The organism is Streptomyces sp. NPDC031445, from assembly GCF_055581365.1.
This window is the reverse complement of record NZ_JBVIJO010000007.1, coordinates 285002-310153: the sequence shown is the minus strand read 5'-3', so window position 1 is coordinate 310153 and position 25152 is coordinate 285002. Positions and strand designations below refer to the sequence as shown.

Below are 25152 nucleotides of genomic sequence, written 5' to 3'. Positions count from 1 at the left end.
GCGACCGGACGTCACGAACCGACCGGTCGACTACGCAAACCTAGGCGGCCGTGCGGAGGGAGTCAAAGGCCAGGAGCGCCCAGGCCGGGACCTGTCGTCTCCCAGGTGACAGGCCGGCACTCCCAGCGCAGGTCGGCGTCGCGGAGCGTGAGGCTCGCCCGAAGCGCCCTCCGGGGGATTATCGGTCAGTATGTCGGTGGAAGTGCGTTTTGCGCGCGGTCCCGGCCGAGAGGACAGTCATGAGCATTCCCGTGGAGAAGGTCGCGGTCGTCACCGGTGCGTCGCAGGGCATCGGTGCCGGGCTGGTGGACGCCTACCGCAAGCTCGGCTACGGCGTGGTCGCCACCGCCCGTGGCATCGCCGCGCCGGAGGACCCCGGCGTCGTCACCGTGCGCGGTGACATCGCCGACCCCGCCACCGCCGAGCGCGTCATCGCCGCCGGACTGGAACGCTTCGGGCGCATCGACACACTGGTCAACAACGCGGGCATCTTCATCGGGAAGCCGTTCACCGAGTACACGCAGGACGACTACGAAGCGGTGACGGGTGTCAATCTGACCGGGTTCTTCCGCATCACCCAACTCGCCGTCGAGCAGATGACCCGCCAGGGCGGTGGACACATCGTCCAGATCACCACCAGCCTGGTCGACCATGCCAACTCCGCCGTGCCCTCCGTGCTGGCGTCCCTGACCAAGGGGGGTCTGCAGTCCGCCACCAAGGCCCTGGCGATCGAGTACGCCGGCCGGGGTGTCCGCAGCAACGCCGTCGCCCTGGGCGTCGTCAAGACCCCCATGCACTCGGGCGACTCCGACGACGTGCTGGCCGCCCTCCACCCTCTCGGCCGGGCAGGCGAGATCAGCGACGTCGTCGACGCGGTCGTCTACCTCGAGAACGCGCCCTTCGTCACCGGAGAGATCCTCCACGTCGACGGCGGCCAGAGCGCCGGCCACTGACGGGCGGGGGCGCCGGGGCGACGCGATCGAGTTCCAGGACAAGTGCTAGTGCCCGCTGACGGCCCGTGACCAGTGACGCCCAACGGTCCTCCCTCACCTCGCTGTTACTCTTTGGGAGTTCAACGACTTTGGGGGAAGGCCGTGTTCACGTCGCTCACCACGGACGGGCCGTGGCTGTTGGCTGTCGCTCGGATCCTGGCGCGGCTTCGCTCTGTCGGACATGCTCGTCCTGTGCTCGTTCGCGCTCATCGGGCTGACGATCGGCATGTACCCGAGCCGCAAGCTGTTCGCGGTGTGGGCGCACGAGATCAACAAGGGAGTGACGCGCGAGCGGTACGACTATCCGCGCTCGCACCTGGCGTTCTGTGGTGTCTCCGTGCTCGTCATGCTGGCCGCCGCCTTCCTGTTGACCCACTGATACGTCGTTCCCTGAGCAGGAGCGCGCCCAGGGCCGCCGCGAGGACCTGGCAGCCTGCCACCGCCGCGACGAGACCTCCCGGCCCGGCTGACTGCCAGCCGCCCGCGAGCGCGGCCCCGCCCGCGGCGAAGGCGCTCTTGACGCCGGCTCCGAGGGTGAACACCTGGGTGCGGGCGGCCGGGGGCGCGTAACGGTCACGCCCGGTCAGCAGGGCGGCGAAGAGCGGGCCGGTGCAGCACCCGGCCAGGGCGAAGCCGCCGGCCGTCGCGCCGGCACTGTCCGTCCAGGGCACGGCGGCCAGCGCCGCTCCGGTGGCGAACAGCATGACGAGGACGGTCAGTTCGGGGCGGCGGGTGCCCCACGGCCGCCAGGCGTACACCAGGGAGCCGGTCAGCGAGCCGAGCGCCATGGCGGTCATCAGACCCCCGGCGGCCCAGGGCGTCTGGTAGCGGGCGGCGAGCATCACACAGGCCACGGGCAACGCCCCGATCCCGAGCTGGCCCACCGCGCTGGCCCACGTGAGCGAGCGCAGCGGCGGGTCGCGGAGCAGCAGGACGGCCGCGGCACCCAGATCGGCGGGGCGCGGCACAGGGGTTTTCGGGGCCCGGGGTTGCAGCGGCAGGGCGAAGACGAGCGCACCGCCCGCGGCGGCTCCGGCGCCCAGTGCCGCGAGGGCGCGGGCGGGACCGGCTGCCGCGGCGAGGGCGGAGGCGAGGGCCGGGCCGGCGATTCCGGCCAGGTTGTAGGAGACGGCGTCCAGACTGAAGGCACGGTCCAGCGCCGCGGGCGGCAGCAGGTCGCCCAGCAGGCTGGTCAGGCCCCCGGTCAGCAGGGGGGTGCAGCAGCCCGCGGCGGCCGCCACGGCCAGGACGAGGGGGGCGGAGGCCCGTCCGACGAGCATCGCCACGGCGGCCAGTCCCGTCCCGTAGAAGACCAGGCAGCCACCGTGGAACAGCCGGCGTCGCCGGACCCGGTCGGCGAGGGCGCCGGCCGCCGGGGCGGCGACGACGCTGGGCACCAGCAGGGCCGCCACGAGGGCGCCTCCGAAGCCGGTGCTGCGCGTGCGGTCCACGGCGAGCACCACCAGGCCGACTCGTGCTCCTTCGGAGGCGAGGCGCACCAGCAGGGCCACCTGGAGGTAGCGGACGAGCACCCACTTCCGCGGGCCTGAACGCCGATCCGGCTTCACTGACGTCTGCGTACCCACCGCTTGCCTCCAGACCGGGACCCCGCTGCTCGGGCGCTCCACGTGCCGCGTGCGCGGCATGGCGCTCGACGCGGCTCGCCTTCTGTGTCATACCCTGAAGGTATGACGGCATGTGTGTCCGGCGTCCGGACCGCTCATACTCGGGGGGTGAGCTTCGCCTTCGTCAGTGATCACCTCGCCCTTGATTTCGCCGCCACCATGGCGTGGCGCACGACTCGCCGGAAGGAACTGCTGGGCGAGCCGGAGGACTTCGCCCGCTGGGCCGTGGAGGCGGGGGTGGTCGACCGGTTGGAGGCGGTGAGCCACGCGGAACTGGCCGAGGCACGGGCGCTGCGTGAGGCGGTCTACCGGCTGGCCCTGGCGGCCGCGGAAGGGGAACCGCACGACTCCGGGGACGTCGCCCGGGTCCGGCGGGCCGCCGCACACCCACCGGTCCGCCTCACGCTCCAGGCCGTCGGCCGGGTGGAACGCCGCGGCGGGGTCCAGGAGGTGCTGGCCACCCTCGGGGCGAGCGCCAGCGACCTGCTCGGCGGGCCCGACCACCTGCTGATCCGGCACTGCTCCGGTGAGCCCTGCACCCGTCTCTTCGTCGACCGCTCCCAGGCGGGCACCCGGCGCTGGTGCTCCAAGCGGAGCTGCGGCAGCAGGATCAACGCCGCCGCCTACCGCCGGCGTACCCGTGCGGACGAGCAGCCCTGACCCGATTCCCACTGCGGCGGCCGGGACACTCCCGCGAGGCAGTCGTGTGACATTGGCCGGGATCGGCTCGTGTCACGGCGAGCCCCGGTGTACCAGGGCGCTGACTGGATAACCGGCGTTCCGGAATTGGCCCGAGCACGAGGAGAATCCGCGTGACCGGACGGCGTAAGTCGGCGGCGTCGAGTGTGGCTTGGCAGGTCGGCGGTGTGGGCGTGGCGGCCCAGGCGGTGGCCTACCGCTTCGCCCGGTACGGCTACGGGCTGTTCCTGCCGAGTCTGCGTGACCGCTTCGGACTCTCGACCTCGGTGTTAGGACTGGTCAAAACGACCCGTCGGGCGCCGCCATGAGGAGACACGACAAGGCGAGATCGACGTGACAGTCCTGCAGATCATGCCCGACAGCGGTCGGGACACGCTCCTGCGCACCACCGATCCGGCGCGGATCGAGGCCGAACTCGGCGCTCACCACGTCGAGTTCCGGCGCCGGCGCACCGATCACGCCCTTTCCGGGGAGGCCGGACAGGAGGAGGTCCTCGCCCTGTACCGCGACCAGGTCGACCGGCTCCGCGCACAGCGCGGGTTCCGGCTGGTGGACGTGGCGCGGATGACACCCCGCACCGACGACCCGGAATGGACCGCCGTGGCCCGCGCCGCCCGGCAGAAGTTCCTGAGCGAGCACCGGCACAGCGAGGACGAGGTGCGCTTCTTCGTCGAGGGGCGCGGCTGCTTCTACCTCCACCTGGAGGACCGTGTGTACGCCGTCGTGTGCGAGGCGGGGGACCTGCTGTCGGTGCCGGCCGGGACCAGGCACGGGTACGACATGGGGGAGGTACCGCGCTTCTGCGCCATCCGCTTCTTCGAGGAGGACGACGGATGGACAGGCGACTTCACCGGGGATCCGGTGGCCGAGAGGATTCCCACCTTGGACGAGCTCATGGCGTCCGCGGGGGTGTGAGCGGAGAACGGGCCGCGGCCGGCGTTCACGTGCGGTTCGCCCACTCCTCGCGCAGCATGCCGAAGAGCACACGGTCGTAACGCTCTCCCGCCACCAGCACGGCCGAGCGGCGGCGGCCTTCTTCGCGGAAGCCCAGCCTGGTGAAGGCGCGCACGGCACGCTCGTTGCCGCTCCAGGTGTCCAGCTCCAGCCGGCTCAGGCAGTACGCGCCGAACAGGTGGTCCACGAGCAGCCGCAACGCGTCACTGCCGTGGCCGCGGCCCCAGAACTCCCGCTCACCGATGGTGACTCCCAGGGTGGCCACTCCGGCATAGGGGTCCAGGTCACGGTAGTCGGCCATGCCGATCACGTTCCCGTCCGCCAGGTCCTCGACCGTGAACACGGCCGACTCCCTGGGGTTCAGTCGCAGCATGGTGTCGAAGCCGAGCTGGATCGCTTCCGCCGTGACCGGGCCGAACAGCGGGTCTCCCGCCGCGGCCCAGCGAACCACCTCCGGGTCGTTGCGCCACCGCACATGGTGCTCGGCGTCTTCGGGGCGCAGCGCGCGCAGTCTCACCAGCTTGCCTTCGAACATGGGGCAAACCTAGTCGATCCCGGGATCGGGACTGGCGGTGGGTGACGCCAGTAGCATTGGCTGCCACGCTCCTTACTGACGGAGGGCTCCTCAGATGACCACCTCGTTCGTCCGTCCCAAGCCGCCGTATTACGCCGTGATCATCACTTCCCGGCCCGCCGCGGATCTCGAGGGCTATGCCGCGATGAGCGAGCGCATGGCCGAACTCGGTGAGACGCAACCCGGCTATCTCGGCCGTGAGTCGCTGACGGACGAGGACGGCCGGGACCTCGTCGTCATCTACTACGCCGACGAGGCCTCGATAGCGGCGTGGAAGGCTCATCCCGAACATGTCGAGGCACAGCGGCTCGGACGTGAGCGCTGGTACTCCTCGTACAGCGTGGAGGTCGCGCGGGTGGAACGCGCCTATGCCTTCAGCCGTGAGGAGGAAGGATCGCGGGTGCCGGAGGAGGCCTGAGCCGCGGGCTGAAGGTGCGGATTCCGCGGTGCCGCCTCATGTACGGGTCCTGTACAGCTCGCTGATGTTCGCACGGGCCGCCGGGCGGTGTCGGGCGGCGGGGCCCTGTGCGAAGGCGCGCAGGGCGTTCTCCGTCGTGCGGGTCACGAAGGCGCGGGTCCGGGCGTCCATTCCGTGGTCGCGGCCGCCGTCGGGGGTGCCGGCCATGAGGGCCTCCACCCAGCGCATGGTGCCGGTGGCGAACACGCCCGCGCCGCCGGCAGCCGTGTAGTAGGCGGAGTCGCTGTGGCTGCGCCGGCCACCGCACACCAGAGGAGAGTGGGCCGTGATCTCCAGCGGCCCGGGGACGGGGGCCGCGGGTGTGACCCGGTCGTACTCGACGCCGACCAGGTGGTCGAAGGCGTCGCCGGGCCGTACGCCCGTTCCCTCGTACAGCCAGTGGTCCGCCGCGTGGACCACGTACGGCGCGTCCGTCGGGTAGCCCTCGTAGAGCACTCCCGTGAGCGAGGATTCCGGATCCGGCGCCGGGGCCTGGCGGAAGTCTGTGGTCGCCAGGGCGGGCTGGGTGGTGTAGAGCGGGTCCGACCGTACGGAGGTCTTGTAGCAGACCACCGTGCGGTCCGGCCGTGTCTCCCCTTGCGCGAGGCGGACCCGGCGGAAGCATGTGTTGGCGCCGAGGAAGAGCACGTTGGCGCCGGCGTCGCGGGCCTGGGCGACATGCCGGCGCTGCTGAGGGGTCCAGTACTCGTCGTGCCCCAGGCAGACCACCGCGGCCGCGCCGCGCAGGACCCCCGGGTCGCGGTGCACGTCCGTGCCGGTGGTGTAGGCGAGGGGTATGCCGAGCTGTTCCGCCAGGACCACCGCCGCCCGTTCGTACACCATGAACTTCTCCGCGCCGTCGGCGTCGTAGGGGCGGTCGAAGCTGACGGCCAGGGAGCGGGTGGCGTACGCGCCGGAGGCACCGGCGTAGAGGCTGTAGCCGCCCCAGCGGTTGTACGCCTGCCAGGTGGCGGGGGCGTGGATCAGCACCGTTCGGCCCGTGCCCCGCGTGGAGCGCACGATCAGCGGGATGTAGCGCTGGTGGCCGCTGTCCGCGTCCAGCCGCAGCAGGTACGCGCCCTCCGGCCAGCCGGCCGTGCCGACGGTGAGCGTGCGCGGCCAGTCCGCGCGCACGGTGCGGGTGTCCGGCAGGAAGCGGGGTTCCGGCTGGACGCGGCCGCGTACGCGCCCGGACGACCATACGAGCCGGGCCTGGCTGCCGCCGTACCAGCCGACGCGGAAGGCCGAGACCCGGAAGGACGACGCGGTCGTCGACACGTACAGGCCGCACTCCTCGCCGGGTGTCACGCTCACCCGGTCCGCGTAGCCGGCGACGGCCGGGGCGGGGCCCCGGGAGGTGATACGCCAATCGGGTGTCCCGGGCCGGTCCCGTTCCGCTTCGGGCCGGTGGGACAGGGCCGCCGGGGGGTGTCCGTGGGCGGGAGGGGACGCGTCGCAGGCCGCCGTCATCGAGGCGAGCCCGAGGCCGGCGCACGCTCCGAGGAAGCGCCTGCGTCCGGGCCGCCCCGCGGGTGCCGCCCCGTCGTCCGGGCCTCCTCGGCGGGCAGGACCGATGCTCATGACGCCTCCCGTGGCTGCGCTCGCCTCTCACGCGTCCCTCCGTGCCACGGTGGCACAGCCGGACGGGTCGCGCGCCCCCTTCCCGCAGGCTCTGCCCGCACGGCCCCGGCGTACGTGCCGAGGCCCTGACGAGCTGCCCGGAGCGGCGGACGGCCGTACATTCGGACACGTGGAGGAGATGCCTCGGCGCATCGCCCCTTCGACGGATCGAGCCACGGCCGCCCTGTTGCTCGGCTGCACTCCGAACCAGGTCGGCTACTGCGCACGCTGCCAGGGGCTGACGCGCCGCTACGGGCCCGCCGCGCAGGTCGTGTGCGCGGCCTGCCGCGCGGCCGAGACCTCTTCCGGCGACGACCCCGCCGGCTGACGTGCGCGCCCGCCCGGCGGCCGGCGCCGTCCCCTCTCCCCACCGGGAGGCGTCGTCGGGTGCCGTGTCACCGCGCCGCCGGGTCCGGCCCCGTGACGGGAGCCGGCATGTGGTGGTGAAGCCGGAGGAGCGTGGGGCGCGGGGTGCGGTGGGGGCGAGGGTGCAGGTGACGGTCGTCAGGCCGGGGTCGGCGGGGATTTCGAGGGCGTCGTAGTCGAGGCATGGTGCCCCGCAGGGGAGCCGCCCGGCGCGCCCGCGGACGGCGACCCCTCCGGCGGTCGCCCGGCCCCAGCGGAGGGCGTCCGCAGGTGTACGCCTCGTGGAAGTCCGCCTCGGCGTCGTCCAGCAGGGCCAGCAGGAGGCCGCCGCGGTCGCCGAACCCGCGGAAGAGCGTGCCCTTGCCCACCCCGGCCGCCTGCGCGACCTGACGCATCGTCAGGCGCTCGGCGCCCCGCTCGGCCACCAGCCAGGCAGCCGCCTCCAGCGGCCGGGCGCGGTTACGGACGGCGTCGGCACGTTCCCCGGCGGGATCGTCCGAGGGCTCGGTCAGGTGTGGCTCCGCGGAAGCGGCCCGCCGCGTGCGCGGGTGCGGCGCATCCGCCCCACCGGGGTGCGTGGACAGGCCGGGAGCGGCACGCGCGTGATCGTGGCTGACCGCCCACGCCGGCGACGCGGCCGGGCGTGGAAACCCGCCCGCGGCCGATCCTGCCTCGGCACATCGACCTAGCTAGGGCGCCGCGCGGACGGGTCGGTGCGTGTGCCGAATCCGGACGCGCGTGATCCGGTGAGCGCGGGATACCAGCAGGTCATGAGGTTGCTTGCCCTAGTGCGTGAGATGGACCGTCGGCTGACCAAGCGGGTGGCTTCCTGCCGGAAACCCGGGGTGCACCGGACGCTGTCGGTGGTGGAGGAAACGGCGGAAGCCACCAAGCTGTGGTGGGGTGCCGCCGCGGTGATGGCCGGGGCCGGCGGGTGGAAGGGCCGTAAGGCCGCGGTGGCGGGCATCGCGGCTCTCGGTTTGGCGCAGTTGGTGTGCAACGGTGTGTGCAAGCAGGTGATCGACCGTCCGCGTCCGCCCAAGGAGTGGATCCCTCACGACGGGGTCGAGGACCGGCCCGGTTCCTCGTCGTTCGCCTCCGGGCACACCGCGGCCGCGCTGGCCTTCACCGCTGCGGTCGCCCCCTCGTGGCCGTCGGCCGGGGCGGTCTGCGCGGTGCCGGCCGCGCTGGTGGCGGTGGAGCGGGTGCAGTCGGGCGCCCACTACCCGAGTGACGTCGCCGCCGGTGCCGCGATCGGGCTGGCCAGCGCCTGGCTGGTCAGGCGTCTTCCGCGACTGGTGCTGCGCGTGCGGCGGTGAACCGGCCCCCAAGTGCCCTTCCGTGAGCGGCGATCGGGGCGGCAAGCCGCGGCTGCGACGTCGTACAGGAGCCGGAACGCCTCCGGCGACGACGGCTGCGCTCCGACTCGGCACCGCCTGCGGGCTGTTGCCGCGGGTACGGGACGCCGGCGGCCTCCTGGCGACCGCGTACCTCGCGACCGTGCCGGCGCCGGCCCGGTGCGACCGGGCCACGCGCGCCGCCTGAGCGGTTCCGCGACGCACTCGCCGCCGTGTTCTGTGTGCCGGTGGTGCCGCACACCCTTCCGCTCCCGCCATCACGGTTTACTATTCAACAACATTCGGTGCCACGAGGAGGTCGCACCATGGCGGAGCTGGGCCTGGCCGACACCGTCGGCATCCTTCGGCAACCCGGCGTACGGACGCGGCACAGCAGTGCCGGGCTCGGGTGGGAGCGGCTGTACGTCTCCGTCCAGGAGGAGCAGCCCTATCGTGCCGCCTTCGATCCGGCGCCCACGCATCTGCTGATCCTGCACCTGAGCGGCCCCGTCACCGTGCGGCGGGGACGGGGTGCGGTCACCCGGTCCAGGACCATCCCGGCCGGTGGGCTGTTCCTGCAACCGGCCGGCCGGACGCTCGCCGTCGAACTGGGCGGCACGCTCGACACGGTCCACGCCTACCTCACCGACGACGCGCTGTGCGAGGCGAACGACGGACGGCGCGTGGAGCTGTCCGAGGAACTCGGCACCACCGACCCCCTGGCCGAGCAGCTCCTGCTCGCGCTGGCCGGCGCGGTGCGCTCGTGGGAACCGTCGGCCCGTACCTACACCGACCACCTGACCGGGATGCTCGCCGCACAGCTCGCCCGTCGGCACGGCGTCCGGGAGGCCGTGCCGGCGGACCGGCGGTCCGGGCTGTCCGCACGCCGTTTCGCCGCCGTCCGCGCGCTCATGGAGGAACGGCTGGCCGAACCGCTGCCGATCGCGGACCTCGCCGACGCGGCCTCACTGAGCCGCAGCCAGTTCACCCGGCGGTTCCGGGCGAGCACGGGCCAGTCGCCGCACCAGTTCCTGCTCGGCCTGCGCCTGGAGCGGGCCTGCCGGCTGCTGCGCGCCGGCAGCGACCCGATCGCCGAGGTGGCCGTCGCCTGCGGGTTCTCCCACCAGGAGCACCTCACCCGGGTGATGCGCGCCCGGCTCGGCACCACCCCCGCCGCACTGCGCCGCGCGGGCTGACCGGCGCGGCCACGGCTCCCAGCGTTCCAGCGCCGGTGCCTGGCCCGCCCGGACGCACACCTCCGCCGTCCGGGCGCCCCCTCCCGCCGCGGCCAGACGGGAGTTCCGCACCCCCTGCCCACTCCCCCGCTCGCAGCCGCCCGGTGAGGGTGTGCCGCGGGGCGAGGCCGACCGGGTCCTCCCCTACCGCGCCAGGACGTGGCGGAGCGCGCCGAGGAGTTCGTCCCGCGCCGCCTCGTCGGTCCCGGCGGCGGTGGCCCGGCGCCAGGCGACGTGTCCGTCCGGGCGCACCAGCAGCACGCCGTCCTCGGCGATCTCGCTGACGCGGCTCCACTCGCCGTAGGCGTCACGGTAGTCGTCGTCACCGACGCGGACCACGCGCAGCGGTACGCCGAGGGCGTCAGCGCAGGCGCGCGCGGCCGTGTCCCAGACACCGCCGGACAGGCCGGTCAGCACGGTGAAGACGCCGTGGCCGACGGCGTCCAGCGTGGAGACGCGCTCGCCCTGTGCGTCGACCAGCCAGGCGTGCGGCAGCTTGGCGCCCGGCCGGGTCGTCGGCTGGTGCACCAACTCGCGGTCGCCCGCCCAGACTTCGGCCGGGCTGTCGTCGGAGAGCACCGCGCCGGAGACGTACCGCTGGTTCATCTCCACGCCGTGCGCGTTGAACTCGTAGTTCTTCAGCTGGATCGCCTCCTCCAGCCGCCGTCTCTTCTTGGCGCCCTCGGGTGTCCGCGCCCGTATGGCCGCGATCCCCTCGGCGATGGCCTCCGCGTCGCTGCCGCCGCCGACGCCGAGCACGTCGAAGACCGGCCCGAACTGGTCGCGGCTGAGGTTGGCCCGTTCGACGATCTGCCGCCCCACGGGGGCGCGTTCGGCCGTGTAGCTGTCGAGCAGCGCGGGGCCCGCCTCACCGCGGATCACCATCGCGAGCTTCCACGCGAGGTTGTACGCGTCCTGGACGGAGGTGTTGGAGCCCAGTCCGTTGGACGGCGGATGGCGGTGCACGGCGTCGCCGGCGCAGAAGACCCTGCCGCTCGCGTACTCCACGGCGTAGGCGTGGTTGACGGTCCACAGCGAGGTCGACGTGATCTCCACCGGCAGGTCCGGATCACCGACGAGGTCGCGGACGATCGCGCGCGCGGCCTCCTCGTCGACCCGCGGCGGCGGCTGCTCTATGTCGTAACCCCACACCAGCAGCCACTCGTTCCAGGGGCGGACCATGCGGACCAGGCCCATGCCGATGCCTCCGGTGTCCGCGCCGGGCCGCAGCACCCAGTACAGGACGCTCGGACGGTGGGCGCAGTACCGGGCGAGGTCGGCCTTGAAGACGATGTTCATGCTGCCGGCCTTGGCCATGCGGCCGGCGAAGGGCAGGCCGAGTTGCCCGGCGACCGCGCTGCGTCCGCCGTCGGCGCCGATCAGATAGCGGGCCCGGACCGTGAACTCGTCGCCCCGGACCCGGTCGCGCAGCAGGGCGGTGACCCCGTCCTCGTCCTGGTCGAAGCTGATGAACTCGGTGTCGAAGCGGACCTTGGCGCCGCGGGCCGCCGCGTTGTCGACGAGGATCGGCTCCAGATACGTCTGCGGCAGGTCGATCATCTCGCAGGGGCTCTTGGCGGAGTACTCGGTGGCCGTCGCGGGGCCGGTGCCCCAGCTGCGGATGCGGCCGATCTCCTCGCCCGTGAGCGCCGTGCACAGCACGGTGTCCCCCATCAGGTGCGAGGGGCTGCCGAGGGCCAGTGCCTCGGACTCGACGCCGAGGTCGCGCAGGACCTCCATGGTGCGCTGGTTCGTGATGTGCGCCCGGGGGGTGTTGGCGAGCCATCCGTACTTCGTGACCAGCAGGGTGCGGACGCCGTAGGTGGCCAGCAGCAGGGCGGCCGAGCCGCCTGCGGGGCCGCTGCCGACGACGAGGACGTCGGTGTCGTAGGCGTCGAGCGGGTCGGTGGTCGTCATGGGTGTGCGCTCCTCGGTCATCCGGCCTGGGGGGCGAGACGGAAGGTGTAGTCGAGCCGGCACCACGGACCGTCGACCGGACGGCCGTCGGGGGCGGGGCCGGACCCCGGGGTGAAGTCCACGACGAGTTCGTCCTTGACGCCGAAGACGGTGTCGCTGTCCAGGTACGCTCCGCCGGCCACGAACAGCTGTGTGACGAGCCGGCGGTGGCCGGGCGCGTCGAACATGAAGTGCAGGTGGGGCGCCCGGTAGGGGTGACGGCCGACCGCGTCGAGCATCTGCCCGACCGGTCCGTCGGCGGGGATCGGGTAGTACGAGGGCAGGATGGACCAGAAGGTGACCCGCCCCTGGCCGTCGCTGCGCAGCCGGGCCCGCAGCACCGGCCCCTCCAGATCGGGGAGCTGTACGTCGTAGAAGCCGTCCTCGTTGGACTGCCACACGTCCACCACCGCGTCCTTGACCGGCTCGCCCTCGCCGTCCGTGACGCGGACGTCCACCCACAGCGGGGTGCCGGGCAGGCCGCCGGAGATGTCGCTGCCGGGCGCGGCCTCGGGCGGGCCCTCCACGTAGAAGGGGCCGAGCACCGCGGACGGGGTGGTGCCGGGGGTGCGGGAGTTGGTGAGCAGGTCCACCGCGCTGGAGACGCCGAGCGTGTCGGACAGCAGGACGAACTCCTGGCGGGTCGGACCGCAGATCTGCCCGGTACGGGTGAGGAAGTCGATGGCGTACTGCCATTCGGCGTCCGTGACGTCGTTGGCCGCGACGAACGTGTGCAGGTGCCGGACGAGGTCGGCCATCAGCGTACGGACCCTGGCGTCGGGGGCGTGCGCGAAGCTGGCCACCACCTCCTCGGTGAGCCGGGCCAGCTTCGCCTCCGTCGAGGGCGGCCCCTGCGGGCGGCATCCCTGCCAGGCTCCGGCCAGCAGCTCACCGATGCCCTCGGTGGTCAGCTCGCGCGGGTTGGGGTACGGCGTCGCGGCGGCCAGCTCGGCGGCGCGCGCCAGGTCTGCCTCCGCCATGCCGAGGTCGCGCAGGGAGGTGGGGCCGCCCAGGGAGACGATCAGGTCGTACACACCGCTCGGCGCGTCGGGCACCCCCAGGGCGTCGGCGATGCGGCGCATGACCTCGGGGACGGCGGGAGCGTTGTACGCCATGGCGTGTGCCAGGACGACGGTGTGGGTCTCGGCGTGCGGCAGGCCGAAGCTGCCGCCGAGGGTGTGGCACAGCTTGTGGTGCAGGCCCATGCCGACCGTGGCGAGGCAGGTCCCGGCGAGCCAGGCGGCGTGCAGCAGGCCGGTCCGGGCCTCCGGGTCGGCCGGGTCGGCGGCCAGCCGGGGCAGCGCCCGGGCGATGCCCGAGATCGCGTCGAGGGCCTGCCGGTCCGTCACCGGGTCGGCGTCGGCCGAGTAGAGGGCCTCGACGGCGTGCGCGAGGGCGTTGACGCCGCTCGTCACCGTGAGGGGCAGCGGCAGCGCGAGGGTGAAGTCGACGTCGTAGACGACGGTCTCGGGCAGGATCGCCGGGGAGGACCGGGTGACCTTGCGCCCGTCCCGGGTCTCGCCGAGCACCGGGGTCACCTCGGAACCGGCGTAGGTGGTCGGCAGGATCACCTGCGGGAGGTCGGTGCGCAGCGCCAGCGCCTTGGACAGGCCGGTCGTCGAGCCGCCGCCGACGGCCACGATCACGTCGGCCGAGGCGTGGGTGAGCACGTCCAGCGCCTGCTCGGTCACGTCCAACGGGGTGTGCATGGCGGCACCGCCGAACTCCGCCGCCACGAGGTCCCCGAGCGCCTCGCGGACCCGTGTGGTGGTGCGGGCCAGGGGCCGGCTGGACAGGAGCAGGACACGGGAGCGGCCGAGCCGCTGGACCTCCTCGCGGAGCCGGTCCACCGTGCCGGATCCGAAGACGACCCGCGAGGGACGGGATGTGTGGACGAACGTCCGCATGGAGTTCTGCCTCCGTCTGTCATCCGGTGTGCGCCGATGGCTTGGATCACCGAGTGTGCGCAGGAGGCAGACACGTCGTCCTGCACGATGCGCGCGCCGCGCTGCACGAAACACGCGTGCGCGTCCGGGGCGGGTGCCCCGGACACGACAGGGCCGGGTGGTATACGGGCCGGCGCACGGGGGACGCGACAGCGAGGGCTGCACGTCCGGGCCGGCACGCCGCGCAGGACCCGGCGAGGGCTGTGAGTCCGGTACCGGCGCACCGGGGACGCCACGGCCGGGGCTGTGAGTCTGGTACCGGCGCACCGGGGACGTCACGGCGGGGACTGTGAGTCTGGTACCAGCGCACCAGGGACGCCACGGCGGGGCTGTACGTCTGGGCCGGCATACCGCGCAGGACCCGGCGAGGGCTGCACGTCCGGGCCGGTGCACGGCGCGCGACACGGCGGGGGCGCGCGTACGCCCGTTGCGGGGCGCGGGGTGCCGGTCGTCCCGTCCGCGTTTACGGCGGCCCTGGCGGGAGCCGCGGCAGCTCCGCGCCGCCTCGCTCCCGACCGGGTGCTCGGCAACGTCCGGCGCCGCGACGCCGATCAGTGTGGCCGGCGGTAGCGGAGTGAACCCCGGTTTCATGGCTGCCCGGCCGGCTCCGGCGCCGCCCGGCCCCCGTCAGGTCGGCGCGGGGGCGGGCTGCGCTTCCAGGGGGCGGGGGCCGGCGGTCAGGACGCGGTGGGGAGCGCCGCGTCGAGGCCGTGGGAGGCGACGAGCTGTGCGCTGCCGTCGGCGAGGCGGTAGCACAGGCCCACCACGGCGGCCTGGCCGGCGGCGACCTTCTCGGCGAGCACCCGGGAGCGGTCCAGCAGCAGGTCGACGGTGTGCCTTATGTGCTCGGCGAGGATCTCGTCCGGCTCGACCCGTCCGGCGGCCCGCGCCGCCAGCACGCTGGGAGTCACCCGTTCGACGACGTCCCGGACGTAGCCGGACGGGGTCATGCCGTCCTCCAGCGCGGCGCACGCCGCGCCGACCGCGCCGCACGAGTCGTGACCGAGCACCACGACCAGCGGACAGCCCAGCACGTCCAGGCCGTACTCGATGCTGCCCAGCACCTCCGCGCCCGCCACGTGGCCCGCGGTGCGCACCACGAAGAGGTCCCCCAGACCGCGGTCGAAGATGATCTCGGCGGCCAGCCGGGAGTCCGAGCACCCGAACAGCACGGCGAAGGGCTGCTGGGACGGTGCGATCTCCGTACGGCGGGTGGCGTCCTGGTTCGGGTGCTCGGGCGTGCCGGCGACGAAGCGCTGGTTGCCGGCCAGCAGCAGCTCGAAGGCGTCGCGGGGCGTCGGGGTCTGGATCTCGGTCATGACCGCAGCTTAGAACCCGGCACCGGTCGGCGCAGCGCCTGGTCCCCCTGTCGTCGCCGCGTCGGGTGATGCCGGCGGCCCGGGGCGGCCCCGGTACGGGGGCCGGCGGTGCGGAGAGGGGACGGCGGGCGCGGACGCGGGGCGGACCGTAAGTTGAGGGTGAGGGCTGTGGGGGCCGGAAGGGAGCGCCGCCGGTGGCATCTCGGGTCGATCACGCGGCGCTGTTCGCCGCCACACCGAGCCCGTACCTGGTACTGGGCCCGGACCTGATCATCGTCGATGTCAACCAGGCGTACCTGGAGGCCACCGAACGCACCCGCGAGGAACTGCTCGGCCGGCACGTCTTCACCGCGTTCCCCGACAACCCCGCCGACCCGGAGGCCGACGGGGTCCGCAACCTCGACGCCTCGCTGCACCGGGTCCTGACCACCAGCCGGCCCGACACGATGGGCCTGCAGAAGTACGACATCCCCGTCATGGACCGGCCGGGCGTCTTCGAGGAACGGTGGTGGTCCCCGGTGAACACCCCCGTCCTCGGACCGGACGGGCAGGTGGCCTACATCATCCACCGGGTGGAGGACGTCACCGCCTTCGTCAAGGCCCACCAGGCCGTGCGGCCCGCCGGCCTCCGGGCGGGCCAGTACCTGGAGGAAACCCAGGCGCTGGAGGCCGAACTGTACTCACGGGCGCGGGAGCTCCAGCGGCTGAACGAGGAACTGCGCCAGGCCCACACGCGGGAACGCACGGTCGCCCTCGCCTTGCAGGAAGCCATGCTCCACGCCCCCGACCTGGCCCAGCACCCCCACGATGTGACCGTCCGCTACCTGCCCGCCACCGGCTCCCTCAACGTGTGCGGCGACTGGTACGACGTCGTCGACATCCCGCCCGACCGGCTCGCCCTCGCTGTCGGCGACGTCATCGGCCACGGCCTGCGGGCCGCGGCCGTGATGGGCATGCTCCGCAGCGCCCTGTCGGCGGCCACCCGCGCCCTGGAACGCCCCGCCCAGGCGCTGGAAGTGCTCGGCCTGTACGCCCGGTCCATCGAGGACGCGCTGGGCACCACCGCCGTCCAGGTACTCGCCGACACCCGCTGCCGCCTGATCACGTACAGCAACGCCGGCCACCCACCGCCGGTGCTCCTCCACCCCGGCGGCGACTGGGAACTGCTCGACCAGGCCACCGACCCACCGCTGGGCGCCCGCCCCCAGCACGTTCCCCGCCCGCAGGCCAGCCTGTCCTACAGACACGGCGACACCCTGGTGCTGTACACCGACGGGCTGATCGAGCGCCGCGGCGAGGACATCGACGCCGGCCTCGGACGCCTGACCGACGTGCTCGGCGCACACGGTCGCCTCGGCACCGGACAACTCGCCGACACGGTCCTGGCACGCCTCGGCGTCTCAAGCGGCGGCCGCGACGACATCGCGCTGATCGTCGTACGCCTCTGACCGTGACGGCACCGCCACGTGACGCTCCCTTCGCCGCGGCACGTCCGTCAGGACGGTGCGGTACCGACGGGTTTCGGACGATGACGCCCGCGGTCGTCGGCGCCGTGCCGGTGGAGTTCCAGGGCCACCGGAGCGGCGGTGAAGACCGAGGAGTAGGTGCCGACCGCGAGGCCGATGAGCAGGGCCAGGGCGAAGTCGGTGAGCGAGGACCCGCCGAGCACGGCGAGGGCGGTGAGGATGAAGACGGCGCCCATGCCGGTGTTCACCGTGCGGGGCAGGGTCTGGAGGATCGCCTGGTTCGCGAGGTCGGGCAGCGGTGTGGAGGCGGCTCGGCGGGTCGGTCCGGCTGTGCGGGTCAGTTCCCTGACGCGGTCGAAGAGGACCACGGAGTCGTTCACCGAGTAGCCGATGACGGTGAGCAGGGCTGCCAGGAACACCCCGTCGACGGGCTTGCCCAGCCAGGCGAAGACGCCGACGAGGATCACCACGTCGTGGGCGAGGGCCGCGACCGCGGCGGTGCCGAACAGCAGACGGAAGCGCGCCGCCAGGTAGACGAGCTGCGCACCGAGGGCCACGGCGAGCGCGGTCAGGGCGTCCCGGCGCAGCTCCTTGCCGAGGCTGGGGCCGATCAGTTCGTCGCGCACCTTGTCCGCCCCGCCCGCGAGGTCGCGTACCGCGCCGGTGACCTCGGCTTCTTCGGCGTCGGTCAGCTGCTCGGTGCGCACGGTCAGGCCGCTGTCGCCGGAGGACTGCACGACGGCCCGGGGGAATCCGGCCTCCGCGAGCGCGGTGCGGGCCCGGTCGGCGTCGACGGGCGCGCTGGTGGCGTACTCCACGAGGCGGCCGCCGGTGAACTCCACACCCGGTTCGAGGCCCCGCACCGCGATGCCCGACGCGGCCAGGACGAGCACGGCGGCGGACGTGGCCAGCCAGCGGCGCGGGCGGCGCATGAGGTGGGGGTCGCGCCGGGTGAGCCGGGCACGGACGGCGCCCGTGGTCGCGATGCCGGTCAGGTGCGGGCGGCGGCGCAGCCCGGGGCGGCCGGCGGCGTACTCGGCGAACACCCGGGTGATCACCAGGGCGCTGAACATGGAGGCGAGCACGCCGATGCCGAGGGTCACACCGAAGCCCCGCACGGGTCCGGACGCGAGGAAGAACAGCAGGGCGGCGGCGATCAGGGTGGTGATGTTGGAGTCGGCGATCGCGCTGAGCGCGTTACGGAACCCGGCCGCCAGCGCCGAACGGGCACTGGGGCGGCGGCGGGCGGCGTACTCCTCGCGGGCCCGTTCGAAGACCAGCACGTTGGCGTCCACGGCCATGCCGATCGCCAGGACGAAACCGGCCAGGCCCGGCAGGGTCAAGGTGGCGCCCAGCACGGCCAGAGCGGCGTAGGACACCAGGCCGTAGCAGACCAGGGCCACGGCGGCCAGCGCTCCCATCAGCCGGTAGACGGCGATGATGAACAGCGAGGTCAGCGCCGTGCCGATGGCCGCCGCCCAGGCACTTGCCGTGATGGCCTGCGCGCCCAGGGTCGGGCCCACGGTGCGCTGTTCGACGGTCTCGACCGGCACGGGCAGCGCTCCGCCGTTGATGAGCAGGGACAGCTCGCGGGCTTCCTCGGGGCCGAAGGAGCCGGTGATCTGTGTGGCGCCGTCGCGGATGCCGGTCCCGCAGGCGACGGACGGGTCGACCTGCGGTGAGGAGATGACCTTGCCGTCGAGGACGATGGCGACCCGCCGCTCCGGGGCGCCCGGCGGGTGGCAGGCGGCCTCGCCGGTCAGCCGGGCCCAGCCGTCGCGGCCGGCGCCGGCGAAGCCGACGGTGACGTGCCAGCCGGCGCCGCCCTGCTGGTCGAAGCGGGCGGCGGCTTCCTCGACGTGCGCGCCGGTCAGGGCGGCGGCACCGAGGCGCAGGGGCGTACCGGACTCGTCGGGCAGGACGGATTCCCGGGACCGCCCCGGCAGGGAACGGGAGTCGTCGCCGGCGTCGGCAGCGGTGCCGAGCACGGGGTGGAAGGTGAGCTGCGCGGTGCGGCCCAGGACGTCGGCGGCCTTCTTCGGGTCCTGCACACCGGGCAGTTCGACGAGGATGCGGTCGTCGCCGGAGCGGACGAGGGTGGGTTCGGCGACGCCGAGCGCGTCGATGCGGCCGCGCAGCACCTCCAGGGTGCGGTCGGTGGCCGCGCGGTCGGCGTCGGTGGTGGCGGTGGACCGGGTCTGGAGCACGATCTGGGTGCCGCCGCGCAGGTCGAGTCCGAGACGGACCGGCACGGTGACGGCGATGTACAGCGATACGGCGATCACGGCGAGGGCGAGCAACGCCCTCACCCGCTGGGAACGGGTCAACGGGAGCCTCCGGCAGGCACACCACGGCCACGGCGCGGGCCGGGGGCGGGGTGAGCGGTGAGGGAAAAGTGAGGGGGTGTCAGGTGCCGGAGGCGACCGGCGGCGCCCGGCCACGGTCAGGGGGTGCGTGAGGACCCGAGGAGGGGACGTGCCGGGTGGATTCCGTGTGCCGCGCCGGGCGGGGCGGACCGACGTCCGTGCCCTCGGGACAGACACCGGGATGGCAACGCGGAGCGGGCAGTTCGCCGTGCTGCTCCTGACGCGGTGCCGCCCGGACGACGCAGAAGGGGTCACACCCGTCGTCGACGCGCGGCCCGGGGTCCAGGTGGTGACCCGCTCCTTCCGCGATCACGGCCGGGGGGCCGTCCGCGGGCATGGGACCACTCGTGGGCGCGGGGCTACCCGGGGGCGCGGGGTCGCCCGGGGCTGCGGAACCGTACGCGGTGGCAGGGCCGCCCGTGTCCAGGGGGCCGCCCATAGCGGCGGGAGCACCCGGGGCTGAGGAACCGTACGGGGTCGCGGGGCCGCCTGCCGTCCCGGCGCCACCCGCCGCCGAGGCGCCGCTCGTCATCGCGGGTCCACCCGCCGTCGAAAGGCCGCCCGTCATCGCGGGGCCGTCCGCGATCACGGAACCGCCCGTCATCCCGACGCCACCCGCCGCCGAGGCGCCGCCCGTCATCGCGGGGCCACCCCCGAACGCCGGGCCGCCCGTCATCGCAGGGCCGTCCGCGATCACGGAACCGCCCGTCATCCCGGCGCCACCCGCCGCCGAGGCGCCGCTCGTCATCGCGGGGCCACCCCCGAACGCCGGGCCGCCCGTCATCGCAGGGCCACCCCTCACCGCGGCGCCGCCCGCACTCGCGGGGCCGGTGAGGCCCACCGTGGTCAGCAGTGTCAGGACGACGGCCGCCAGGACCGCTCCGGCGGAGAGCCGGGCGTTTCCTCGGCGGGAGGCGTGGCGCATGCCCCTCCCCTCTCGTCGTGGTGTGCGGATGCCGGGTCCGGGAGCGGGCGGCCACCGGTGGGGTCGGACGGGACGTCAGGGTTCGATCAGGCCGACGCGGATGGCGTACCGGGTGAGTTCCAGGCGGTCACGCAGGCCGAGCTTCTGCAGCAGATTCGCGCGGTGCCGCTGGACCGTCTTGACGCTGATGAACAGCAGCTCGGCGATCTCCTTCGACGAGTGCCCCTCGGCCACCAGCTTCAGGACCTCCTCCTCGCGGGGTGTGAGGACCTGGTCGGGGGCTTCCTCGCCGCGTCGGGCCCGGTCCAGGTAGTTGCGGATCAGGGCGGTGACCGCGCCGGGGTACAAGAACGGTTCGTCCCGCATCGCGGCCCGGCACGCGGCGACCAGGTCCCGGTCGGCGACCGACTTCAGCACGTACCCGCTCGCGCCGGCCTTCAGGGCCTGGAAGAAGTACTGCTCGTTGTCGTGCATGGTGAGCATCAGGATGCGCAGGCCCGGCCTGAGGACGGCCAGTTCCCTGGCGGCCTGCAGGCCGGTCATGCGCGGCATGGCGATGTCCAGCACGGCCAGGTCCACGTCATGGGTGCGGGCCAGGCCGACGGCCTCGGCGCCGTCGCCGGCCTCGGCGACCACCTCCAGGTCCGGTTCCTGGTCGAGGATGAGCCGCACACCCCGCCGGACCAGCGCGTGGTCGTCGGCGAGCAGGATACGGATCGTGCTCCGGGAGGCCGTCCGGTGCGGTGTCCCCGCCGAGGGCGTCGTGGCGTCGGGCATGGTCAGGGCTGCTTCCTGGGAACGGACGCGGTGAGCTGGACCCGGGTGCCGGTACCGGGAGCCGGGGTGATCTCGAGGCTCCCCCCGATGAGCAGGGACCGCTCGCGCATGCCGCGGATGCCGGCGCCTTCGCGGGGGGCCTTGATGCCGGAGCCGTCGTCGGTGACCGTCAGCACCACGCTGTCGTCGGCGTGGCGCAGGGCGACCGTGACCCGCTGGGCGTCCGCGTGCCGGGCGACGTTGGTCAGCGACTCCTGGGCCACGCGGTAGAGGACCAGTTCGGTCTCCGGCGCGAGGGCGGGCAGGTCGGCGTCGAACCGGCGGCTGACCCGCAGCCCGGTGTGCGTGGCGAAGTCCTCGGTGAGCGAGGTCAGCGCACTGACCAGCCCCAGGTCGTCCAGCACGCCGGGCCGCAGCCGGCGTACCAGGCGACGGACCTCGTCGAGGCTCTGCCGGGTGATCTCCTGCGCCTCGTGCAGCTCTTCCCGCAGCGCCGCCGGTGCCTCGTCCGCGGCCCGCTTCAGTCCCAGCAGGATCGCGGTCATGCTCTGGCCGACCTCGTCGTGCAACTCCTGGGCGATGCGGCGGCGTTCGGCCTCCTGGGCCAGCAGGGCGCGGGCGCTGCTGGTGGCCCTCTCGTGTTCCAGCCGCTCCAGCATGGCGTTGAACGTGCGGATCACCTCGGCGACCTCGCCGCCCCCGGAAGCCGGCAGACGCTGGCCGGGGCGCAGCAGGTCGACGGTGGTCATGAGCTTCGTGAGCCGGTCGAGCGGGGCCAGTCCGAGCCGCAGCAGCACGGCGTTGGCGACGAGCATCACGGCCATTCCGCCGACCAGGATGACCGCCTCGGTGAGCAGGACCGGCACGGAGACGGTCACCGGGGCCCACAGGAGCAGGGCGGTCGCCGTGCCCAGCACGACGGCGTTCAGGGCGAAGATCCGCCAGAACAAGGACACCGGCCCCACGCCTCCCCTTCTACACTCTCGGTCCACCTCCACTGTCGGCCATCGCGCAGCCCCACCGCGTCCACGGTACCGGGGCGCTCGGGTGCGCCTGCGGCCAGCGTCCCCCCGCCGCGTGTGCCGCGTCGATGGGGCTCGGACCCCATTTCACGGGGCGCGCACCACCCATGGCCCTCCCGTATGGGTCCCGCGCCCCCGCGTAGATGGGTTCCGCGCCCGATGGGTGTCCGCCGCCGGCCCGGCCATGGTGGGAGGCACACGATCACCGCCGACGACGAGCGTGCGGCTCGGCGACGCCGCCGCGCCGTGGGCCGCCGTGAAAGGAACCGACCATGTCACTCGACGTCACCCGGGCCGAACCCCACCCGGACGAGGCCCGACGGCACCTGGAGCACGCCCGTGTCTCGCGGCTGGCCCAGCTCCAGGCGCTCGACGAGACCGTGCAGACCACGGACGCGTACCTGCTGTCCGAGCAGAAGTCCGCCATGAAGCGGGTCCTGAAGGAGATCGAGGATGCCTTCACCCGCGTCGACGACGGCTCCTACGGCGCCTGCCACGACTGTGCCAAGCCCATCCCCGCGGAACGGCTGGAGATCCTGCCCTACACCCGCTACTGCGTCGCCTGCCAGCGCCGCGCCACCTGACCACCGCCCGTCACGCCGCCCTCCTCCTGCCCCCGAAGGGGTGAAGTGGTGAACCACCAGACGATCGGCCAGAGCACGGCACACCTGTCGGCCGATGACCTCGCCGCGCTGCGCCGGCACCTCCAGGAGCAGCGCCTGTTCCGCCAGGAGCAACTGCTGCAGCTCGCCGGGCCGGTCACCTCACGCGCCGAGGACCGGCTGCAGCGGCAGGACGCCGCGCAGATCGAGGTACGCGTCAAGCTGGCCGCGTCCGCCCGCATGGTCCTCGCCGACGTCGAGGCGGCCCTGCGGCGCATGGACGACGGCTCGTACGGCATCTGCCACCTGTGCCGGCGCCCCGTCGACCGGGAGCGGCTGATGATCGTGCCGCAGTGCCGCTACTGCGTCCGCTGCCAGCAGGTCAGGCGGGCGGTCCCATGACCGGCACCGGCCACGACCGCACCGCCGCCGTCCGGCACCTGCCCTGGCCGCTGTGCCGGCGCTGCTGCGGCGTCGCCCTGGACATGGGAAGCGCGCGCACCCGCGCCTGGATCGCCGGAAAGGGCGTGGTCGTCGACGTGCCCTCCGTGACCTTCCCGGGCTCCGGCGCGGTGCACCCCATCCAGCGCGGCACCATCATCGACACCCCGGAGTGCGCCCGTATGCTCCACCGTCTGCTCGCCCACCGCCTGCCGCGCTCCGCCCGCCCCATGGTCATCGTGACCGCGCCCGTCCTGGACGGCGTCGCCTACCGCGCCCACGCCCGTGGCGCGGTCGACGTGCTGCGTCCGCGCAGCGTCCTGACCGTGCCCAGCGCCCGGGCCATCGCCGTGGCGGCCGGCGCGGACATGTCCCGTCCGCTGATGGTGGTGGACATCGGCGCCCATCTCACCGAGGTGGTGCTGCTGGCCGGCGGTGACATCACCGACGCGCGCCGCACCGCCCTGGGCACCGGCGATCTGGACGACACGACCACACCGGAGGAGATCGCCGGGGCGGTGGCCTCGATGCTGACCGCGATGCTCCGGCAGGACCGCACCTCGCTCGCCGCCGACGCGGCGCACCGCGGCGTCCTGCTGGCCGGTGGGGGCGCCTTGCGTCCCGGGATCACCCGCAGTCTCACCGAGCGGTTGCACATGCCGCTGCACGTGGTCACGGCCCCGCACACCGCAGCGGTTCGCGGGGCCGCCAAGCTCCTGCAAGCCGCCCACACCCACCCCTCCGCGTCCGGCGTTCTCCCGCCCGTCCGCCCCCGCTAGACCGTGGCGCGCGGGGTTCGACGCGTGCGGCCGTGAGGCGGAGGGGGATGGCTCGGCGCGTCGGGTGACCGACGGCGAGGGGGCAGACGTACGTGCCGAGTCCCGTGGCCCCGGGGACGAACGGCGAGACCCCGGGACGAACGGCGAGACACACTGCCGGGCCGCGCTCGTGCCCCGCTTCCCCGGGCGCCCCGGGTGCCCCGTCCACTGCGTCCACGCCGGAAGGAGGACACGTGCCCGGCCGCAATCCGCCCCCTCCCGAGGACTCGCCCGGACCCGCGCTCCGGCGCCTGAGACGCAACCCCCTGTGCCGCCGCAGCGACCTGGTCCGGGCGTGGGCACGTCTGTGCCTGCTGCTGGCCGCGCTGGCGGCCACCCCTGTCACCATGGTCCTCGTCGGCGACGCCGCCCACCGCCACTACGCCCGCGCCGCCCAGCACCAGGCCGCCACCCGTCACCAGACCACCGCCGTCCTCCTGGAGGACTCCCGGCACCACCCCGAACCCGGATCCGCCGAGGCCAGGAAGACCCGCTACCCGGCCGAGGTCCGCTTCACCGACCCGCACGGGCGCACCCGCACGGCCACCGCCGACGTCCAGCCCGCGCTCCCCCGGGGCAGCGCGGTCCGCGTCTGGGTCGGCACCGACGGCACGGTCACCGGCCCGCCGATGAGCCCCCGTGAGGTCCGCAGCCGCGCCATGGGATCAGGCATCATCGCCACCCTGGGCCTCCACGCCGCGGCGGCCGCCGCCTACGGCGCCGCCTGCCTCGTCATCCAGCGCCGCAACCTCGCCGCGTGGGACACCGCCTGGGCCCGGACGGCTCCCCGCTGGACCCCGTCGCCGTAGGCCCCGGCCGGCCGAGGGTCCGCTCGACGTCCCCTCGCTCGCGGCCCGTTCCGCGCCCCCTGCCGGGGCCGCGTGGCCGCGATCGAGGCCGTGTGGGACGGCGACACGGCGCACGACTGGTTCGTGCTCCTGATCGCGGTCCTGGAGGATCCGGTCGGCGAAGGCCCCTTGGCGACCGTCTGCCACCGCTGTGACGGGCCCGGACAGACCCTGTGACCGTTTGTCCCGCATGGGTCGCGCCGACGCGGGAAACCGGTGATCACGTTTCGGCGATGCGGGAGGAGATTCTCCGTGCACAAGGGCAAGTGGATAACGGGCAGCGCGCGCAAGGAGTTGGCCGACGCCTTCACCAAGGAGTACCGGGAGGGGCGGTCGATCCGCGCCATAGCCGAGGCTCATGGCCGGTCGTACGGCTTCGTGCACCGCGTGCTCACCGAAGTCGGCGCGCCTCTCAGGGCACGGGGCGGCGATGTCCGCACCGGCACCGCCCATTCGACGCGCTGACAGCCGCGTCCCCGGACGCCGGAGGCTGGACCACCGGTTTACGGGTAGCCGAACCCCGTGGGGCCCGCCGAGAGCAGGGCACCCCCGGCGAGAGGAGTGTCATGTCAGGAGTTCTCCAACGACTCAAGCAGTTCGCCAACAGCCCGCAGGGTCGGCGCACGATCGACCAAGTGCGCCGTACCGCCGCCGATCCGCGCCGTCGAGCCCAGGCCCAGCGGCTCATCGGCAAGCTGCGGACCCGCCGTTCGGGTTCGGGCGCCTGACCGTCCCGACGAAGGCCGCAGACCGGGGCACACGGACCGGGCGGTCCGCGACCCCTCGGCCCCGTCGGTCGTGAAGCAC

Annotated in this window: 27 protein-coding genes; 17 read left to right on the top strand and 10 right to left on the bottom strand. The window is 73.7% G+C overall.

From position 1 onward, the window contains the following. Positions 1 to 239 precede the first annotated feature (239 nt). Positions 240 to 953, top strand: coding sequence for an SDR family NAD(P)-dependent oxidoreductase (locus tag ACZ5DC_RS20805; RefSeq protein ID WP_468654679.1), 714 nt, complete (start codon positions 240 to 242; stop codon positions 951 to 953). 220 nt (positions 954 to 1173) lie between these two features. Further along, a complete protein-coding gene (locus ACZ5DC_RS20800; protein WP_468654677.1) occupies positions 1174 to 1371 on the top strand; it encodes a hypothetical protein in 198 nt (65 codons plus the stop codon). Here the strand turns inward: ACZ5DC_RS20800 and ACZ5DC_RS20795 are convergent. Further along, positions 1337 to 2524, bottom strand: a complete 1188-nt coding sequence (locus ACZ5DC_RS20795) for an MFS transporter (protein ID WP_468654675.1) — start codon at positions 2522 to 2524, stop codon at positions 1337 to 1339. The genes ACZ5DC_RS20800 and ACZ5DC_RS20795 overlap by 35 nt on opposite strands. A gap of 201 nt (positions 2525 to 2725) precedes the next feature. Here ACZ5DC_RS20795 and ACZ5DC_RS20790 point away from each other — a divergent pair, with 201 nt between their 5' ends. The 3 genes from ACZ5DC_RS20790 to ACZ5DC_RS20780 all read left to right on the top strand — a co-directional run bounded on the left by ACZ5DC_RS20790 (position 2726) and on the right by ACZ5DC_RS20780 (position 4231). After that, on the top strand, positions 2726 to 3277 hold the full coding sequence (locus tag ACZ5DC_RS20790; protein WP_468654673.1) for a CGNR zinc finger domain-containing protein: 552 nt from the start codon (positions 2726 to 2728) through the stop codon (positions 3275 to 3277). A gap of 152 nt (positions 3278 to 3429) precedes the next feature. After that, positions 3430 to 3624: a hypothetical protein gene (locus tag ACZ5DC_RS20785; RefSeq protein ID WP_468654671.1), complete on the top strand. Its 195-nt coding sequence runs from the start codon at positions 3430 to 3432 to the stop codon at positions 3622 to 3624. A gap of 25 nt (positions 3625 to 3649) precedes the next feature. Further along, entirely contained in the window at positions 3650 to 4231 is a 582-nt protein-coding gene (locus tag ACZ5DC_RS20780) for a 1,2-dihydroxy-3-keto-5-methylthiopentene dioxygenase (protein ID WP_468654669.1), read from the top strand. A gap of 25 nt (positions 4232 to 4256) precedes the next feature. Here the strand turns inward: ACZ5DC_RS20780 and ACZ5DC_RS20775 are convergent, their stop codons facing one another. Then, positions 4257 to 4805, bottom strand: a complete 549-nt coding sequence (locus ACZ5DC_RS20775; RefSeq protein ID WP_468654667.1) for a GNAT family N-acetyltransferase — start codon at positions 4803 to 4805, stop codon at positions 4257 to 4259. 94 nt (positions 4806 to 4899) lie between these two features. Between ACZ5DC_RS20775 and ACZ5DC_RS20770 the strand changes: the two genes are divergently transcribed. After that, positions 4900 to 5262, top strand: a complete 363-nt coding sequence (locus ACZ5DC_RS20770) for an antibiotic biosynthesis monooxygenase family protein (RefSeq protein ID WP_468654665.1) — start codon at positions 4900 to 4902, stop codon at positions 5260 to 5262. A gap of 36 nt (positions 5263 to 5298) precedes the next feature. Here the strand turns inward: ACZ5DC_RS20770 and ACZ5DC_RS20765 are convergent, their stop codons facing one another. Then, positions 5299 to 6615, bottom strand: coding sequence for a N,N-dimethylformamidase beta subunit family domain-containing protein (locus ACZ5DC_RS20765; protein ID WP_468654663.1), 1317 nt, complete (start codon positions 6613 to 6615; stop codon positions 5299 to 5301). Between the two features lie 445 nt (positions 6616 to 7060). On the opposite strand from ACZ5DC_RS20765, the gene ACZ5DC_RS20760 reads away from it, so the two are divergent. Beyond that, positions 7061 to 7249, top strand: a complete 189-nt coding sequence (locus tag ACZ5DC_RS20760; protein ID WP_468654886.1) for a hypothetical protein — start codon at positions 7061 to 7063, stop codon at positions 7247 to 7249. A 67-nt stretch (positions 7250 to 7316) separates the two neighbouring features. Here the strand turns inward: ACZ5DC_RS20760 and ACZ5DC_RS20755 are convergent, their stop codons facing one another. Next, complete coding sequence (locus ACZ5DC_RS20755) at positions 7317 to 7733, bottom strand: helix-turn-helix domain-containing protein (protein ID WP_468654884.1); 417 nt, start codon at positions 7731 to 7733, stop codon at positions 7317 to 7319. Positions 7734 to 8084: 351 nt separating this feature from the next. Here ACZ5DC_RS20755 and ACZ5DC_RS20750 point away from each other — a divergent pair, with 351 nt between their 5' ends. Together ACZ5DC_RS20750 and ACZ5DC_RS20745 are read left to right on the top strand one after the other, a co-directional pair. Next, a complete protein-coding gene (locus tag ACZ5DC_RS20750) occupies positions 8085 to 8606 on the top strand; it encodes a phosphatase PAP2 family protein (RefSeq protein ID WP_468654661.1) in 522 nt (173 codons plus the stop codon). A 344-nt stretch (positions 8607 to 8950) separates the two neighbouring features. Further along, complete coding sequence (locus ACZ5DC_RS20745; RefSeq protein WP_468654659.1) at positions 8951 to 9820, top strand: helix-turn-helix domain-containing protein; 870 nt, start codon at positions 8951 to 8953, stop codon at positions 9818 to 9820. A gap of 183 nt (positions 9821 to 10003) precedes the next feature. On the opposite strand, the gene ACZ5DC_RS20740 is transcribed toward ACZ5DC_RS20745, so the two are convergent. The 3 genes from ACZ5DC_RS20740 to ACZ5DC_RS20730 all read right to left on the bottom strand — a co-directional run bounded on the left by ACZ5DC_RS20740 (position 10004) and on the right by ACZ5DC_RS20730 (position 15080). Then, a complete protein-coding gene (locus ACZ5DC_RS20740) occupies positions 10004 to 11776 on the bottom strand; it encodes an FAD-dependent oxidoreductase (RefSeq protein ID WP_468654657.1) in 1773 nt (590 codons plus the stop codon). A gap of 17 nt (positions 11777 to 11793) precedes the next feature. Next, complete coding sequence (locus ACZ5DC_RS20735) at positions 11794 to 13722, bottom strand: maleylacetate reductase and hydroxyquinol 1,2-dioxygenase domain-containing protein (RefSeq protein ID WP_468654655.1); 1929 nt, start codon at positions 13720 to 13722, stop codon at positions 11794 to 11796. A gap of 716 nt (positions 13723 to 14438) precedes the next feature. Beyond that, positions 14439 to 15080 (bottom strand): carbonic anhydrase, encoded by a 642-nt coding sequence (locus ACZ5DC_RS20730; RefSeq protein ID WP_468654653.1) that lies wholly within the window; start codon positions 15078 to 15080, stop codon positions 14439 to 14441. Between the two features lie 194 nt (positions 15081 to 15274). Here ACZ5DC_RS20730 and ACZ5DC_RS20725 point away from each other — a divergent pair, with 194 nt between their 5' ends. Next, positions 15275 to 16528 (top strand): PP2C family protein-serine/threonine phosphatase, encoded by a 1254-nt coding sequence (locus tag ACZ5DC_RS20725; RefSeq protein WP_468654651.1) that lies wholly within the window; start codon positions 15275 to 15277, stop codon positions 16526 to 16528. Positions 16529 to 16575: 47 nt separating this feature from the next. On the opposite strand, the gene secD is transcribed toward ACZ5DC_RS20725, so the two are convergent. The 3 genes from secD to ACZ5DC_RS20710 all read right to left on the bottom strand — a co-directional run bounded on the left by secD (position 16576) and on the right by ACZ5DC_RS20710 (position 21570). After that, positions 16576 to 18873 (bottom strand): protein translocase subunit SecD, encoded by a 2298-nt coding sequence (secD, locus tag ACZ5DC_RS20720; protein ID WP_468654649.1) that lies wholly within the window; start codon positions 18871 to 18873, stop codon positions 16576 to 16578. A gap of 1039 nt (positions 18874 to 19912) precedes the next feature. Continuing rightward, entirely contained in the window at positions 19913 to 20614 is a 702-nt protein-coding gene (locus ACZ5DC_RS20715; RefSeq protein WP_468654647.1) for a response regulator, read from the bottom strand. Positions 20615 to 20616: 2 nt separating this feature from the next. Next, complete coding sequence (locus ACZ5DC_RS20710; RefSeq protein ID WP_468654645.1) at positions 20617 to 21570, bottom strand: sensor histidine kinase; 954 nt, start codon at positions 21568 to 21570, stop codon at positions 20617 to 20619. Between the two features lie 338 nt (positions 21571 to 21908). On the opposite strand from ACZ5DC_RS20710, the gene ACZ5DC_RS20705 reads away from it, so the two are divergent. From ACZ5DC_RS20705 to ACZ5DC_RS20675, 7 genes are all read left to right on the top strand, one after another. After that, positions 21909 to 22220 carry a TraR/DksA family transcriptional regulator gene (locus ACZ5DC_RS20705; RefSeq protein ID WP_468654643.1) on the top strand — a complete coding sequence of 104 codons (312 nt, stop codon included), beginning with the start codon at positions 21909 to 21911 and terminating at the stop codon, positions 22218 to 22220. A gap of 45 nt (positions 22221 to 22265) precedes the next feature. Continuing rightward, positions 22266 to 22640, top strand: a complete 375-nt coding sequence (locus ACZ5DC_RS20700; RefSeq protein ID WP_468654641.1) for a TraR/DksA family transcriptional regulator — start codon at positions 22266 to 22268, stop codon at positions 22638 to 22640. Beyond that, positions 22637 to 23458 (top strand): rod shape-determining protein, encoded by an 822-nt coding sequence (locus ACZ5DC_RS20695; protein ID WP_468654639.1) that lies wholly within the window; start codon positions 22637 to 22639, stop codon positions 23456 to 23458. The genes ACZ5DC_RS20700 and ACZ5DC_RS20695 overlap by 4 nt, the downstream gene beginning before the upstream one ends. A 233-nt stretch (positions 23459 to 23691) precedes the next feature. Then, positions 23692 to 24306: an Rv1733c family protein gene (locus ACZ5DC_RS20690; protein ID WP_468654637.1), complete on the top strand. Its 615-nt coding sequence runs from the start codon at positions 23692 to 23694 to the stop codon at positions 24304 to 24306. Positions 24307 to 24378: 72 nt separating this feature from the next. Next, positions 24379 to 24522 (top strand): hypothetical protein, encoded by a 144-nt coding sequence (locus ACZ5DC_RS20685; protein WP_468654635.1) that lies wholly within the window; start codon positions 24379 to 24381, stop codon positions 24520 to 24522. A 75-nt stretch (positions 24523 to 24597) separates the two neighbouring features. Further along, entirely contained in the window at positions 24598 to 24810 is a 213-nt protein-coding gene (locus tag ACZ5DC_RS20680; protein WP_468654633.1) for a helix-turn-helix domain-containing protein, read from the top strand. A 101-nt stretch (positions 24811 to 24911) separates the two neighbouring features. After that, a complete protein-coding gene (locus ACZ5DC_RS20675; protein WP_468654631.1) occupies positions 24912 to 25073 on the top strand; it encodes a hypothetical protein in 162 nt (53 codons plus the stop codon). Positions 25074 to 25152: the final 79 nt, after the last annotated feature.